General features: G+C 68.9%; 11 protein-coding genes and 1 riboswitch. Of the genes, 5 read left to right on the top strand and 6 right to left on the bottom strand.

Features of this window, described 5'->3' with window-relative positions:
* Window positions 1–93: 93 nt before the first annotated feature.
* Both ABD658_RS11135 and ABD658_RS11130 read right to left on the bottom strand, forming a co-directional pair.
* Window positions 94–2,718, bottom strand: a complete 2,625-nt coding sequence (locus ABD658_RS11135; RefSeq protein WP_344681481.1) for an MMPL family transporter — start codon at window positions 2,716–2,718, stop codon at window positions 94–96.
* A 186-nt stretch (window positions 2,719–2,904) separates the two neighbouring features.
* Entirely contained in the window at window positions 2,905–3,516 is a 612-nt protein-coding gene (locus ABD658_RS11130) for a TetR/AcrR family transcriptional regulator (RefSeq protein WP_344681483.1), read from the bottom strand.
* A gap of 38 nt (window positions 3,517–3,554) precedes the next feature.
* On the opposite strand from ABD658_RS11130, the gene ABD658_RS11125 reads away from it, so the two are divergent.
* Together ABD658_RS11125 and ABD658_RS11120 are read left to right on the top strand one after the other, a co-directional pair.
* Complete coding sequence (locus tag ABD658_RS11125) at window positions 3,555–3,800, top strand: hypothetical protein (RefSeq protein WP_070158600.1); 246 nt, start codon at window positions 3,555–3,557, stop codon at window positions 3,798–3,800.
* Window positions 3,801–3,809: 9 nt separating this feature from the next.
* Window positions 3,810–5,411, top strand: a complete 1,602-nt coding sequence (locus ABD658_RS11120; protein ID WP_344681485.1) for an anthranilate synthase component I family protein — start codon at window positions 3,810–3,812, stop codon at window positions 5,409–5,411.
* A gap of 116 nt (window positions 5,412–5,527) precedes the next feature.
* Here the strand turns inward: ABD658_RS11120 and ABD658_RS11115 are convergent, their stop codons facing one another.
* Both ABD658_RS11115 and cls read right to left on the bottom strand, forming a co-directional pair.
* Window positions 5,528–6,373 (bottom strand): hypothetical protein, encoded by an 846-nt coding sequence (locus ABD658_RS11115; RefSeq protein WP_344681487.1) that lies wholly within the window; start codon window positions 6,371–6,373, stop codon window positions 5,528–5,530.
* Window positions 6,374–6,505: 132 nt separating this feature from the next.
* A complete protein-coding gene (gene cls / locus ABD658_RS11110) occupies window positions 6,506–7,999 on the bottom strand; it encodes a cardiolipin synthase (RefSeq protein ID WP_311025201.1) in 1,494 nt (497 codons plus the stop codon).
* 115 nt (window positions 8,000–8,114) lie between these two features.
* Here cls and ABD658_RS11105 point away from each other — a divergent pair, with 115 nt between their 5' ends.
* Window positions 8,115–9,068: an aminotransferase class IV gene (locus ABD658_RS11105; protein ID WP_344681490.1), complete on the top strand. Its 954-nt coding sequence runs from the start codon at window positions 8,115–8,117 to the stop codon at window positions 9,066–9,068.
* Here ABD658_RS11105 and ABD658_RS11100 read toward each other — a convergent pair.
* Both ABD658_RS11100 and ABD658_RS11095 read right to left on the bottom strand, forming a co-directional pair.
* Entirely contained in the window at window positions 9,049–10,404 is a 1,356-nt protein-coding gene (locus tag ABD658_RS11100; RefSeq protein ID WP_344681492.1) for an LLM class flavin-dependent oxidoreductase, read from the bottom strand. The genes ABD658_RS11105 and ABD658_RS11100 overlap by 20 nt on opposite strands.
* Window positions 10,405–10,406: 2 nt before the next feature.
* A complete protein-coding gene (locus ABD658_RS11095) occupies window positions 10,407–11,255 on the bottom strand; it encodes a 3-oxoacyl-ACP reductase (RefSeq protein ID WP_311025198.1) in 849 nt (282 codons plus the stop codon).
* A 92-nt stretch (window positions 11,256–11,347) separates the two neighbouring features.
* Window positions 11,348–11,443, bottom strand: a riboswitch (TPP riboswitch).
* Between the two features lie 586 nt (window positions 11,444–12,029).
* Here ABD658_RS11095 and ABD658_RS11090 point away from each other — a divergent pair.
* Window positions 12,030–13,082 carry an AAA family ATPase gene (locus tag ABD658_RS11090; RefSeq protein WP_344681494.1) on the top strand — a complete coding sequence of 351 codons (1,053 nt, stop codon included), beginning with the start codon at window positions 12,030–12,032 and terminating at the stop codon, window positions 13,080–13,082.
* Window positions 13,083–13,087: 5 nt separating this feature from the next.
* A partial coding sequence (locus ABD658_RS11085) for a hypothetical protein (protein ID WP_344744555.1) occupies window positions 13,088–13,621 on the top strand: 534 nt, incomplete at its 3' end.

The following is a 13,621-nucleotide window of genomic DNA, read 5'->3' as shown; positions in this document are numbered from 1 at the left end:
GTGGCCGAGAATCCCGGCATCTGACCCCGCGACACGGCGTGTCACCGGGTAGATGAGGGGATTCTCGGCCACTCGATGCGTGGGGGCGGGACGTCAGCGCCCGGCGTCGGCGGTCTCCGGCACCCGCGAGGAGTCCTGCTCCGCAGCGTCGGCGGAACCGCCGGCGCCGCTCCACTCGTCCACCTCCAGGACCTGACGCTCCAGCGCAGAGCCCTCGACGTCGACATCGGGCAGGATCCGATCCAGCCACCTCGGCAGCCACCAGGCGGCGGGGCCGGCCAGGTGCAGCAGGGCCGGCACCAGCACCAGCCGGACCACGAAGGCGTCCAGCAGCACACCGAGCGCCAGGGCGAGGCCGATCGAGGTGACCATAGGCTCGTCGGTGAAGATGAACCCGGCGAACACCGAGCCCATGATGAGCGCGGCGGCGGTGACCACGGAGCGGCCGGCATGGAGCCCCTTGCGCACCGCCAGCCGGGCGGAGTCCCCGTGGGCGTAGGCCTCTCGCATCCCTGAGCCGGTGAACAGCTGATAGTCCATGGCCAGCCCGAACAGGATCCCGACCATGATGATCGGCAGGAAGGTCAGGATCGGCCCGGGCTCGGTGATACCGAACAGGTCCCCCAGCCAACTCCATTGGAAGACGGCGACGACGCCGCCCAGCCCGGCCGCGAAGGACCCGACGAAGCCCAGCGTGGCCACCACCGGCAGCAGGATGGACCGGAAGACCATGATCATCAGCAGCAGGGAGAGTCCGACGACGACCACCAGGTACAGGGGCAGGGCGTCGGCGATGACCTCGGAGATGTCGATGTTCGCCGCCGTCATGCCGGCCACGGAGAGTTCGACGCCGTCGACGGCCTCACCGGTCAGGGCCTCGGGGCCACGCAGGTCGTGGACCAGCTGCTCCACGGACTCGGAGGCCGGCCCCTCGTCGGGGATGAGCTGGAGGACGGCGACGTCGTGGTCCTCGTTCAGCGCGGCGGGCACCACGGCGGCGACGTCGTCACGGGCGTCGAGCTCCTGGGCGACGCTGACCTGCAGGTCCTGGGCCTCCGATTCGCTGAGCCCCTCGGGGAGGTCCGCCACCAGCAGCAGCGGTCCGTTCTGCCCTGCGCCGAAGGCCTCCTCAGTGGCCTGGTAAGCCTGGTATGACGTGGAGTCCGCCGGGTCCGAGCTGGCGTCGGGCAGACCCAGGCGCAGCGAGAAGGTGGGGATGGCCAGCACGCAGAGCCCGATGATCGCCAGTGCGGCGAGCCCCAGGGCACGCGGAGTCTTCATCGGCTCGGTGATTCGACGGCCCTTCCGCAGGCCGATGTAGCGGCGTTCCCGGCGGGCGAGGATGCGGCGCCCGGCCAGCGACAGGGTCGCCGGGGTCATGGTCACGGCCATCAGGACGGCGATGAACACGCAGGCGGCGGCGATGGAGCCCATCAGCCCGAGGAATCCGATGCCGGTGACATTGAGCGCCAGCAGGGCGATGATCACCGTGGCCCCGGCGAAGACGACGGCGTTGCCCGCAGTGCCGTTGGCCAGCGCGATGGAGTCGCGCAGCTCCATGCCGTCCTTCATCTGGGTGCGGTGACGGTGCAGGATGAACAGGGCGTAGTCGATGCCGACGGCGAGACCGAGCATGAGCCCGAGGATGGGGGTCACGCTCATCATGTCCACGAAGCCGGACAGGGACATGGTTCCGGCCACTCCGATCCCCACCCCGACCAGGGCGTTGAGCAGTGGCAGCCCGGCACCGATGAGGGTGCCGAGCATGACCAGCAGCACGGCGGCGGCGATCATCAGTCCGATCGCCTCGGCGGTGCTGAACAGGTGAGGCATCTCGAAGTTCAGCTCGCTGGAGGGCAGGATCTCGACACCGTCGATGTGCGCTTCGGCGAGCGTGTCCGAGACCAGGGTGAGGCTGTCGGTGCCGACGGCCTGCAGCTCCTCCGGGAAGGTGACGGTCAGGATGGCGACGTCGTCGTCGGATGAGACGGTCTGCGCCGCCTCAGTCAGCTCGAGCATCTGCTCGCCGCGCTCCAGCTCGGCCTCCCCGTCGGCGAGCTCGGCCTCTCCGGAGGCGATCTCCTCGCGGGCGTCGTCCAGCTCGGCGCGGGTGTCGTCGAGCTGGGTCTGCTGGGCGTCCAGCTGGGCCTGCTGGGCGTCGAGCTCCTCCTGGGCGGCCTCGTAGTAGCCGCCGGCCTGGGCCTCGGCGACGGCGGCGTCCAGCTGCTCCTGGGCATCGTCGAGCTGATCCTGGCCGGCGTCGAGCTGCTCCTCTCCCGACTCCAGCTCCTCCGTGCCGGAGTCGAGCTCCTCACGACCGGCGTCGAGCTCCTCCCGGGCGTCCTGGAGCTCCGCCTCACCGTCGGCGCGCTCAGCGGCGGCCACGAAGGGATCGGTGACGCCGTCCACCGGCTCGAGCGCCTCGAGCTCCTCGCTGAGTGCGGCGACCTCCTCGATCTGCTCGTCGGTGAACGACGCGCCGTCCTCGGTCTGGAGCACGGCGATCGCGCTGCCGCCGCCGACGTCGGGGATCTCCTCGGCGAGCCGGTCGGCCACCCTGGTGGTCTCGAGGTCGGGGAGGGTGATCTGGTCGGTCAGCTGGCCGCCGAAGGACAGGAAGGAGGTCACGGCGATCGCCAGCACCGCGAACCAGGCGGCGATGACCGTCTTGGCGCGTCGGGCGGCGAAGAGACCGAGCCGGTGGAGGAGTCTTGCCATGGGTGGGTTCCGTCTCCGTGGAGGGGTGGGCAGGAGGGGACGACGCGGGTGACACGCGTCAGCCCCTCCAGAATAAACGGAACGAGTCGTCTCATAAATGCCCAGAGGGCACAGAGAGGCCATCCGTGAGGAGAATCACAGCATGAGGGCGCAGACGACGGCTCCCGCCGATCCGCCGCACGCGGTTCAGCGGGCCCAGGCCCCGTCGAGGACGATGTCGACCAGCGAATGGGCCCACGAGTCCTGCGGGCGGCCGCTGGTGATGAGGCGCAGCACCAGCGGGCTCGCCAGTGCCGCGGCCGCCGCACTGGGCTCCAGATCAGCCCGCAGGCGCCCCACGTCGCGCTCGGCCCGCAGGCGGTCCGCCACCGGGGACTCCTCCCAGATCTGCGACGCGGCCAGCAGGCTGTCCGTCTCCGCCCCTCCGGTGACCAGGGCTGAGATGAGGCTGCGCGCCATCGAGCGGTGTCCCTCGGTGAAGGTCTCGTCCAGGGTCTCGCTCACCCAGGCCAGCAGGTCGGCGCGCAGATCTCCGGTCTCGGGGACCGGAGAGAAGTCCAGACGCAGGTGCCCGGTCAGCACGGCTTCCAGCACGACGCCGGCTTTGTTGGTCCACCACCGATAGATGGTCTGCTTGCCCACGCCGGCCTCGGCGGCGATGCGCTCCACGGTGACATCGTCGTACTCGTACTCCCCGCAGGTCAGCAGCCGGGCCGTGGCGGTGAGCACCGCCTGGTGGGACGCGGCGCTGCGGGGCCGGCCGCGGCGAGTCTCGGCGGAAACGGGGTCCTCTGTCACGCCCGTCATCGTATCGGGTGGCCAGTAGACTGGTGACCATGCCCGCCGACCCCTCGCGCCGCCGTTCCGGCCAGCCGCCCGAGCGGACCGTCCAGACCAGCCGCCTGTCCTGGTTCACCGTGATCGCGGGCTTCTGCATCGCGGCCACCGGCGCCTATTTCCTGTGGATCGGACACAGCGCCACGTGGCTGTCCGTGGTGCAGATCGCCGTCGGCATCTGGATGCTCTACGACGGCGGCCACCACCTGCTGCGGCGTCGTCGGCTCCTCGGCAGGGACGACTGACACGCTCCCATGGTCCAGTCCCACCCCGCCGAGGTCGTCGTCCCGCCGGCGGTGCACCGGCACCGGCTTCCCGCTCCTCCGCCCGGACAGCAGCCGCCCGAGGATGCGGCGATCCTGCTCTTCGCCCTCCTCGCCGCCGCCCGGCCCGATGCGCCGGCGGCCCTGCTCGACTCCAGCGACCACGCCCGCACCGCCGCGCCGGCGCGCAGCCGACGCAGCATCCTCGCGTTCTCCTGCGGCGAGCACGCCCTGGAGGTGCGGCATCGCGGCGGCGTCACCGTGGAGCACCGGCCCGGTTCCGCCCTGGCGCCCTGGCGACGGCACGACGGCGGATTCTTCCGGTGGCTGCGCCAGGCCTGGCCGCACACGGGCGCGGCGACACACCCCGAGGACCTCGCAGAGGACCACCCTGACGACCCCCCGGAGCCGTTCCAGCTCGGCTGGGTCGGCTGGTTGGGCTACGAACTGCGCCGAGAGGTCGGCTCCCCGGACCTGCAGCAGCAGGCTCCCCACGCGGCGCGGCCCGCCGCCGACGACGCCCACCTCTTCCGCGCCACGCATGCGGTGGTGCTGGATCACGCCGCGGGCCAGGTGGAGGTGCAGTCCCTGGGCGAGGACCCGGCCTGGCTGCGCGAAGCGGCGCTGGCCTGGGACGAGGTGTTGGCCGCCGGGCCCGACTCCCCCGCATCGCAGCCGACGGCGCCGGAGGCTGAGCCCCCACAGATCCAGGAGCTGAGTGTCCGGGACGGCCGCGAGGACTACCTGGCGATGATCGCGCGGGCGCAGCGGGAGATCTACGAGGGCAACACCTACGAGGTGTGTCTGACCACGGCGGTGACCGCACGTGCCCCTGCGGATCAGCTGGACGCACTCTCCCTGTTCCGGCGGCTGCGGGCCGCCAACCGGGCGCCGTTCACCCAGCTGCTGCGGCTGTGCGGTGCGGGCGGTGCGGGCGCGGTGGATGTCCTGTCCACCTCTCCGGAGCGCTACCTGAGCATCGACGTCGCCGGCACGGTGCGCTCGGAGCCCATCAAGGGCACCCGAGCCCGCAGCGCGGATCCCCAAGCCGACGCGCGGCTGCGCCAGGAGCTGGCCGCGCATCCGAAGGACCGGGCGGAGAACGTCATGATCACCGACCTGGTGCGCAACGATCTCTCCATCCACGCGGTGCCGGGGACGCTGCGCACGGAGCGTCTCTGTGCCGTGGAGTCCTATCCGACCGTCCATCAGATGGTCTCCACCGTCAGCGCGCGCATCAGCCCGGAGGTGCCGCGTGCCGACGTCGTCGCCGCGGCCTTCCCACCCGGGTCCATGACCGGCGCCCCGAAGATCTCCACCATGGACATCCTGCAGCGCCTGGAGACCGGGCCGCGGGGCCCCTACTCCGGTGTGGCAGGCTACTTCAGCACCACCGGGGCCGCGGACCTCTCGGTGCTGATCCGCACGCTGGTCATCGCCCCAGGGCGCCCGGAGGAGGATGAGGCGCTCCTGCACCTGGGGCTGGGAGGCGCGATCGTCGCAGACTCCGACCCGGCCGACGAGTGGGACGAGGTCGTCACGAAGTCTGCCGGAGTGCTGGGCGCCCTCGGAGTCGAGTTCCCCTCGCGGTGAGGGGCACGCACGCCGCTCCCGCCCCCCGCAGATCCCTGCGCCCCGTGAAGATGGCAGGGGCTCAGGAATCTGGACGGGGCGAGCCCAACCGGAGGCGAGCCCAACCGGCGGCGGGCTCAGCGGCCGAGCCGGGCGTCGATCTTGGCGGCCTGAGCCGTCAGGACGTCCTCGAAGGTGGCGGCGTCCACGTTGACCGCGCTGATCATCAGCAGGTTGCGGCCCATGTCGCGGGTGGCGGAGTACCCGTCCATCTCGACGACGTCGGAGCCGTTCTCCACGCCCATCTCCATGGTGAGCCCGCGGAATCCTGCGGCGGCGAACGCGGAGAAGTCGATGGTGTCGGCCCCGTCCTCCAGACGACGGCCCTCGCAGGCGTCGAGCACGTCATCCCAGAGGGGCTCGGTGTCCACGGCCTCCGCGTAGCTGAGCATCCACAGGTAGAGGCGCTCCTCCCCGGTCTCCGTCGCGCGGGAGGCCTGCCGGATCAGTCCGTCCTGGGGGTCCTGGCCCACCAGGCGCTCGTTGATCCCGTCCATCTGCCGGGTGCACTCCTCATCGCCGAAGCCGGTGACGTAGGTGTCCCCGGTGACGCCGATGTGCTGGTGGAAGTACTCTGCCCCGGACTCCTCCACGTAGGTGTCGGGCTCGAAGGGAAGCTCGTCCTCCTCCAGCAGCAGCTCGCGGAACTCATCCTCGCTGAGGGCATCCAGCCGGGCCGCGGCCTCGTCGTCGACGTCCCTCTCGCTCATCCCCGCGGAGGCGTCCTCTGCCGTATCCTCACCGTCGTCGTGCTCGGCATCCTCGGCGGAGGAGACGGCGGCATAGGTGTCCCGTGCTTCGGAACCCTCCCCGTCCGAGCCGCAGCCGGTGAGCCCGAGCACGGCCGCCAGGAGAGCCGAGGGCATGGCGATGCGCCGTGCACCGGCCGCCGACGTCGTCGGTGGCGTGCGATCTCGGATCATCGCCCCTCCATTGGTGGCCTCACCTGGATGAATGTCTGGTGTGCGAGCGCCTTCCAGCTTAGAGCATCTGCTCAGCTGAGCACGGACAGCCTCTGAGGGTACCTCATGTGTCGAGGCGCCCGTGAGGACACGTCACTGCAGGGCCGCGGTGAGGCGGAAGACATTGTCCAAGTAGCGCACGTGCCAGGGCCGCTGCCTCCAGTCCTCGAGGTGCAGCTCGCTGGAGATCGCCATGTAGGAGGCGAAGACCTCCTCCACCTCACGGACCTTCTGCTCGTCGACCACCATGAGGGTCACCTCCAGGTTCAGCGAGAAGGACCGCATGTCCATGTTGGAGGAGCCGATGACCATCACGTCGTCGTCGATGATCATGAACTTGGCGTGCAGCACATCCGGGTCCGGGTAGCGGAAGATCCGCACCCCGGCGTTGAGCAGCGCCTCATAGTAGGACTGCTGGGCGTGCTGAACGGTGAACTGGTCGGCCTTCTTGGAGACCAGCAGGATGACCTCGACGTCGCGGTGGGCGGCGTTGGTGACCGCGTAGAGCAGGGAGTCGTCCGGCACCAGGTACGGGGTGCAGATCACCAGCCGTTCGGTGGCCTGGTAGATGAGGTCGTTGAACAGCCGCAGGTTGTTCTCGTCGGGGAACCCCGGGCCGGAGGGCACCACCTGGGCCAGAGAACCTCCGACGGCGGCCTCGTCGGCCTCTGGGTCCACCAGCAGGTGCTCGCCGAGGTTCTCTCCGGTCTCGGCATACCAGTCGGAGGCGAAGACGATGTCCAGCCCCGTCACGGCGGGGCCGGTCATCACCGCGTTGAGCTCCACCCACTCCCGTCCCATCCGTGCCGCGGACGGGCGCTGGTAATGGGGCTCGATGAGGTTGGTGGAGCCGGTGAGGGCGTGCCTGCCGTCGACGACGACGATCTTGCGGTGGTTCCGCAGGTCCAGTCGGGAGAACCGGCGGCGCAGCGGGCGGATGGGCAGCACGCGGTGCCACTCGATGCTGGACCGCTTCAGTCGGCGCTTCAGGCGCCGATATCCCTTCACCCGCAGGGTGCCCAGATGGTCATAGAGGAAGCGGACCTGCACGCCGCGGGCGGAGGCGCGTTCGAGGGCGTCCAGGACGGGGCCGGCGTACTCGGGATCGTCACCGACGATGTAGAACAGCACGTGCACATAGTCCTCGGCCTCGTCGATGGCCTGGACCATCCAGTCGAAGGAGGCCTTGTAGTCCGAGATCAGCTCGATCCGGTTGCCCTCCTGCAGCGGGAAGGCGCCGAGCTTCCTGTTCAGGGCCGCCGTGGCGCCGAGCTGCTCGTCCTTGTCCCGCAGCTGGTCGGAGAGGTCCATATGACTGGTGGCCTCCAGCAGGGCCGCGTTGATGCTGCGCTGGCGCTCCTGTCGGCGCGCCGAGAGCTTGTTGCGGCCGATCATCAGGAACAGGGGCAGGGCCACGACGGGGATGAAGAAGATCGCCAGCAGCCACGCCATGGCGGTGTTGGGGCGCCTGTTGTCCGGGATGATGCCGAGCACGGCCAGGCGCACACCGACCTCGAAGATGAGGATGATGAGCACGATCCATTGCGGCAGCCCCTCGATCCCCAGGCCGCTCAGTGGCCACAGCATCGCTCGTCCCGCCCTGTCTGTTGCGTCCCTCCGCCCTGATCAGGGCGCCGTCCAGCTCACCATCCTACGGTGTCAGATGTTCTCCTCCACCGGCCAGACCCCTATGCTGAGGGGCATGGCTGAGCACTTCCACGAGGACTCCGTCGCCGCCGTCGCCGTGCGGATCGACGTCGAGCACCCTGAAGGTCTGGTCTTCGACCCGCACCAGCCGCAGCTGCGGGTCACGGACCTGGGCGCCGTGCGCGGCGACGGCGTCTTCGAGACCATGTATGCGGAGGCCGGGCGGATCCGCAAGCTCGAGGCGCATCTGGAGCGTCTGGGCCGGTCGGCCGACATCCTGGACATCGGCCTCCCGCCGGCGGCCAGCTGGCGGGCCGCCGTCGAGCTGGGCCTCGAGGAGTACCGCACCCGCGGCGCCCTGCCCGAGGAGCTGACCATCAAGCTGGTGGCCACCCGTGGTGTGGAGGGTGAGCCCGCCTCTGACGACCCGGCCTTCGCCGGCACCTACTGGGCGCTGCTGACCCCGGTGACCGACGCGATGCGCGCCACCCGCGGGCAGCCGGTGGCGGTGACGCTGCTGGACCGCGGCTACGACTCCACGGCGGCGGAGCGCGCACCCTGGCTGCTGCTGGGGGCGAAGTCCCTCAGCTACGCGGTGAACATGGCCTCCCTGCGCTGGGCGAAGGACCACGGCTTCGACGACGTCATCTACACCACCTCCGACGGCCAGGTCCTGGAAGGCCCGACCTCCACGGTGCTGATCGTCACCCGCGGCGCGGACGGAGCCCGCCGCCTCATCACCCCGGTACTGGAGACCGGGATCCTCCCCGGCACCACCCAGGGCGCGATCTTCGCCGCCGCCGAGAAGGCCGGTTGGGATCTCGGCTATGGGCCGCTGACGCCGCAGGACCTGCTCGACGCCGACCACGTCTTCCTGGCCTCCTCCGTGCGGCTGGTCTCGCCGATCGCTCGTCTCGACGACGCCGAGCTGGCCGTCGACGACGAGCTGACCGCGGAGCTGATCGACCTGCTGGCCGAGGACCTGCCGGTCAGCCACCCGCTGGACTGAACGCCGCAGCCGGTACGGCTGTGCTCCGTTCGGGCACGGCCAGCCCCAGGTGGTCTCGCAGCGTAGTGCCGATGTAGTCCGTGCGGAACCGTCCGCGACGCTGCAGCTCCGGGACCACATGGTCCACGAAGTCCTCGAGGCTCCCCGGCAAGGCCGGCGGCATGAGGTTGAAGCCGTCGGCGGCGCCCGAGTCCACCCAGTGTTCGATCTCATCGGCGATCGACTCCGGCGTGCTCACCATGGTGCAGTGACCTCCCCCGGCGGCCAGCCGGCCCAGCAGCTGCCGGACAGTGGGCCGCTCGGTGGCGATGATCCGCAGGATCGTCGCGTAGCGACCCTGCGGCCCGGTGAACTCCTCCAACGGGGGCAGCTCCGGCACGGGCGCGTCCAGCTCCCAGTCCGAGGTGTCCTGCCCGATGAACACGCTGAGCTGGCGGAGCGAGGCCTCGGTGGGCAGCAGTGCATCCAATGCGGCCTGCTTGGCGCGTGCCTCCTGCAGGGTGGAGCCCACATAGGTGACCAGCCCGGGCATGATCGCCGTGCCCTGGGGGTCGCGGCCTGCGGCGGCGAGCCGGCGCCGGATGTCAGTGCTGTAGTCACGCGCGGCCTCGGCGTCATAGGCGGCCGCGTAGATCGCCTCCGCATGGCGGGAGGCCAGGTCTCGACCCTGGTCCGAAGCCCCAGCCTGGAAGAGCACCGGCCGGCCCTGCGGCGGCCGCGGCACGTTCAGCGGGCCGGCCACCTGAAAGTGCTCACCCTGATGATCGATGGGAGCGATCAGGCCGCCGTCGGCGTAGCGTCCGTCTCGATCGTGGAGCAGGGACTCCTGCGGCCAGGAGTCCCAGAGCCGAGTGACGGCGTCGATGAACTCCTCAGCCCGTCCGTAGCGTTCGGCATGAGCGGGCATGGACGGATAGGAGTGGTTCTGCGCCTCGGCGTCGAACATGGAGGTCACCACGTTCCAGCCGATGCGCCCGCCGCTGATGTGGTCCAGGCTGGCCAGCAGCCGGGCGGCGTGGAACGGGGTCCAGAAGGTCGAAGACACGGTGCTGACCAGCCCGATCCGCTCGGTGTGCTGACTCATGGCGGAGAGCAGCGTCAGCGGCTCCAGGAACCAGGTGGGTCCGTCCTCGACGGCGCCGATGCCCAGCGAGTGGCCGTCGGCGAAGAACACGGCGTCGAGCTTTCCGCGCTCGGCGAGGCGTGCCAGCTCGATGTAGTGCTCGACGTCGCCGAGCCGCTCCACCGCAGAGTCCGGTGCGCGCCAGGCGGCCTTGTGGTGCCCGACGCCGAAGAGGAACAGGTTCAGCTTGACCTCCGGTGCGACCGCTCCCATGCTCAGCCCTTCACCAGCCCGCCGTCGACGATCAGATTCTGCCCCGTCACCCCGCGCGACCACGGGGAGGCGAAGAACAGGGCGGCGTCAGCCAGCTGCTCCGGGATGGTGACCTTGCGCAGCGGGGTGCCCGCGGCGATGGCGTCGAAGACCTCCTCCGGGGTGGCGGCGGAGGCGTCGGTGGTGCGCAGCAGCCCACCGGAGACCATGTTGACGGTGATGCCGTCGGGGCCGAGGTCGTCGGCGAAGGTGCGGGTCAGCGAGAGCAGCGCAGCCTTGGCCGCGGTGTAGTCGTGGTACGGCACCACCGGGTGCTGGAAGAGGTTGGTGCCGATGGTGATGACCCTGCCCTGGCCGACCTCGCGCATCCCGGGCAGGGCCGCCTGGATGAGGTTCAGCGGGCCGGTCACCGAACCGGCGAACTGCGCCTCGAACTCCTCGGCGGTGATCTCGTGGGCCTTGGAGCGGGCATCGCCGGTGAAGGCGAAGTCCACCAGGGCGTTGTTCACCACCGTGGTCACCGGTCGTCCGAAGTGCTCGCGCGCGGTGCTGATCAGGCTGCGGACCTGCTCCGCGTCGCGGACGTCGGCCTGCACCGCGAGCGCCTGCTCGGGGTGGGCGGCGGCGATCTCGTCGGCGGCGGACTGCGAGGAGTGGTAGTTGACCACCACGCGGGCGCCTTCGCGCAGGAACGCGGCGGTCAGGGCCGCGCCCAGGCCGCGGGCGCCGCCGGTGACGACGACGACCTGCTCGCTCAGGGGCAGGGCGCCGTCGTGGGGGCCGGCGGCGGATTCGGTGGTGGACGCGGTGCTGGTGGGTGCGGCGTCGTTGAGTGCCGTGTCGGTGCTCATGGTTGCCTCTCGTCTCGAGGCGAAGGCGGCCCGCGGGCGATGCGCACTGGACACCGATGGAGGTCACCGGGTCTGGCGCCGTGCGGATCAGCGCCGCACATGCCGGACAATCCCTTCGCCAGTGCTAACTGGATCAGGTTCGACGGGTGTCATCTCAGCCGCAGTGCGCGGCACCCCGTGTCACAGCCTTCATCTCATCACATGGCGGGCGTCACAGCCAGTCGGTGACGGCGGGGCGGGCCCGGCCGCGGTCCTCTTGTATGCACCCACGGTTCCCGTGAATCGCAGACCCAGCATGGAGGGTTCGATGTTGGCCATCCATCCAGGGTGGGGCTTCCTGACCCTTCAGACGTTCGGTAGAGGTCAAGCCAGGAAGCCGCAGTCAGCGGCGAGCAGGCAGCGTTGGCAGTTGTCGACGTCGACGAACCGACGCGTGAGCCAGCGCCCCCTCGACGATGCCGAAATGGCCCCATGACCGCCCGCGCTCCCGGAGCGTTCGTGAAAGATGTGAGAAAAGCAACGCCCCACGGTCCAACACGCGCCTGGGCCTGAGAATCTTCCAGCTCCGCCATGAGAAGAATGAGGAGGTCGTCACAGCGACCCTCGGACACTGTGCGGAGTTCTCTTGCCCACGTCCATCGCACAACTGCTGAACGTTCTGCCGCATGATGCACACTGCAAGTGGGCCGGGCGGGCCTCGAGCACGCCGGAAGGCTAGCGCGCCAGGGGAGTCACCACAGCCATCGCTTCTTCCCGCACACGTATACTCGCGCTATGGCGACTCATCCCATCGCACAGCTGACCGCCTCACGCTTCGGCCCCTTCGACGACGTGAACATCGACCTGTCTCGGAACCTCAACGTGGTCGTCGGCGACAACGCCGCGGGCAAGTCTCAGCTCCTTAAGTTGCTGTATTCAGGCACGAAGGTGCTCCACGATGCCGACCAGCTGACCAAGCGGGATCTCAACACCGAAATTGCTGCCAAGCTCGACGGCGTATTTCGTCCGACTCAACTCGGGCGTCTCACCCGACGCGCCCGTGGCCGCACCCGCGCCGAGGTCGGCATCAAGTATCAGGGAATCAGTAACCCCCTCGTCTTCAGCTTCGCCAGCACCGCCAAGCGCGAGGTCGCTACGGAGACATACCCTGCCAAGGACCTCCCTGACTCCCCCGTCTTCCTTCCGACGCACGAACTTCTATCGCTCGGTTCCTCATTCCTAGCGCTATACGACAGCCGCGAGACAAACTTCGAAGAGACCTGGCGCGACACGGTCCAACTGTTGCAGATCCCCGCGTTGCGGGGACCACGCGGCAAAGACGCGAACACACTTGTCAAACCCTTCTCGGCACTCTTGCAAGGCGGGACCGTCTTCGAAGAAGGTGGCCGATTCTTCCTCAGGCAGCCCGGGATCGGGAATCTGGAGGCTACGCTGCTCGCCGAGGGCCACCGGAAACTCGCGATGATCGTGCGCCTCATCTCGTCCGGAGTTCTCCTGAACGGCGGCTACCTTTTCTGGGATGAGCCAGAAGCCAACCTCAATCCTGCCTCGCAAAAAGCCGTCGCGCACGCACTGATCCACCTTGCCAAGAGCGGATCCCAAATCTTCGTCGCCACGCACAGCATGTTCATCCTCCGCGAGTTGCAGATGTCTTCGTCCGATGAGAACTTCTCCACACGCTACATTGGTCTTACTCGCGATCAGAGTGGAGACGACGCTAGTAGTGCCGACGTACAGGTCAGCACAGCCAACGACCTCGACGACCTCGACTTCATCGCAGCGCTCGAGGCTGAAGCCGAGCAGTCGCTGCGCTATCTCTCCAGGTGATACGCATGTCCACCGAAGTTCTCGTTGACGGCATCTACTTCACCTTTCCCAATGCTGACGCCGTGCACATCTTCGATGACAGCGCCCAGTACAACGACGTCAAAGGGTGGGGCATCAAAGGGTGCGACATCGTACTCCTTAAGAATGACGAGCTCTGGCTCATCGAGGTGAAGGACTATACGTACCCCGGGGCCAGCCAACCCCAGGACCTCGTTGCAACTCTTGCTAGTAAAATCAGCGGAACCCTCGGGATGCTGCATATCTGGTCTCGGTCTGAAAACGACGGCGACGCCTACGAGTTCGCACGACGGTGCGCAAAGGCCAAGCGGATCCACGCCGCGCTCCATGTCGAACCGAAGGATGGTGGACGCAAGGAAAAACAGGTGCAAGCAGTCCTTATGCCACTTCAGGGCAAGATCAACATGGTTGGCAAGTCGATGAAGCTCCAGGGCGCCCTCGTCTCTTCGACATTCGCCCCGAACGACAATGCAGCCTGGACATCGCGGCGCGACCCGACCAAACGCGCGGCGCACCAGGAC

This window comes from Nesterenkonia aethiopica (assembly GCF_039534665.1).
GTDB classification, from domain to species: domain Bacteria; phylum Actinomycetota; class Actinomycetes; order Actinomycetales; family Micrococcaceae; genus Nesterenkonia; species Nesterenkonia aethiopica.
Note: the sequence above shows the minus strand (reverse complement) of the source record. Positions and strands in the feature narration are given on the sequence as shown.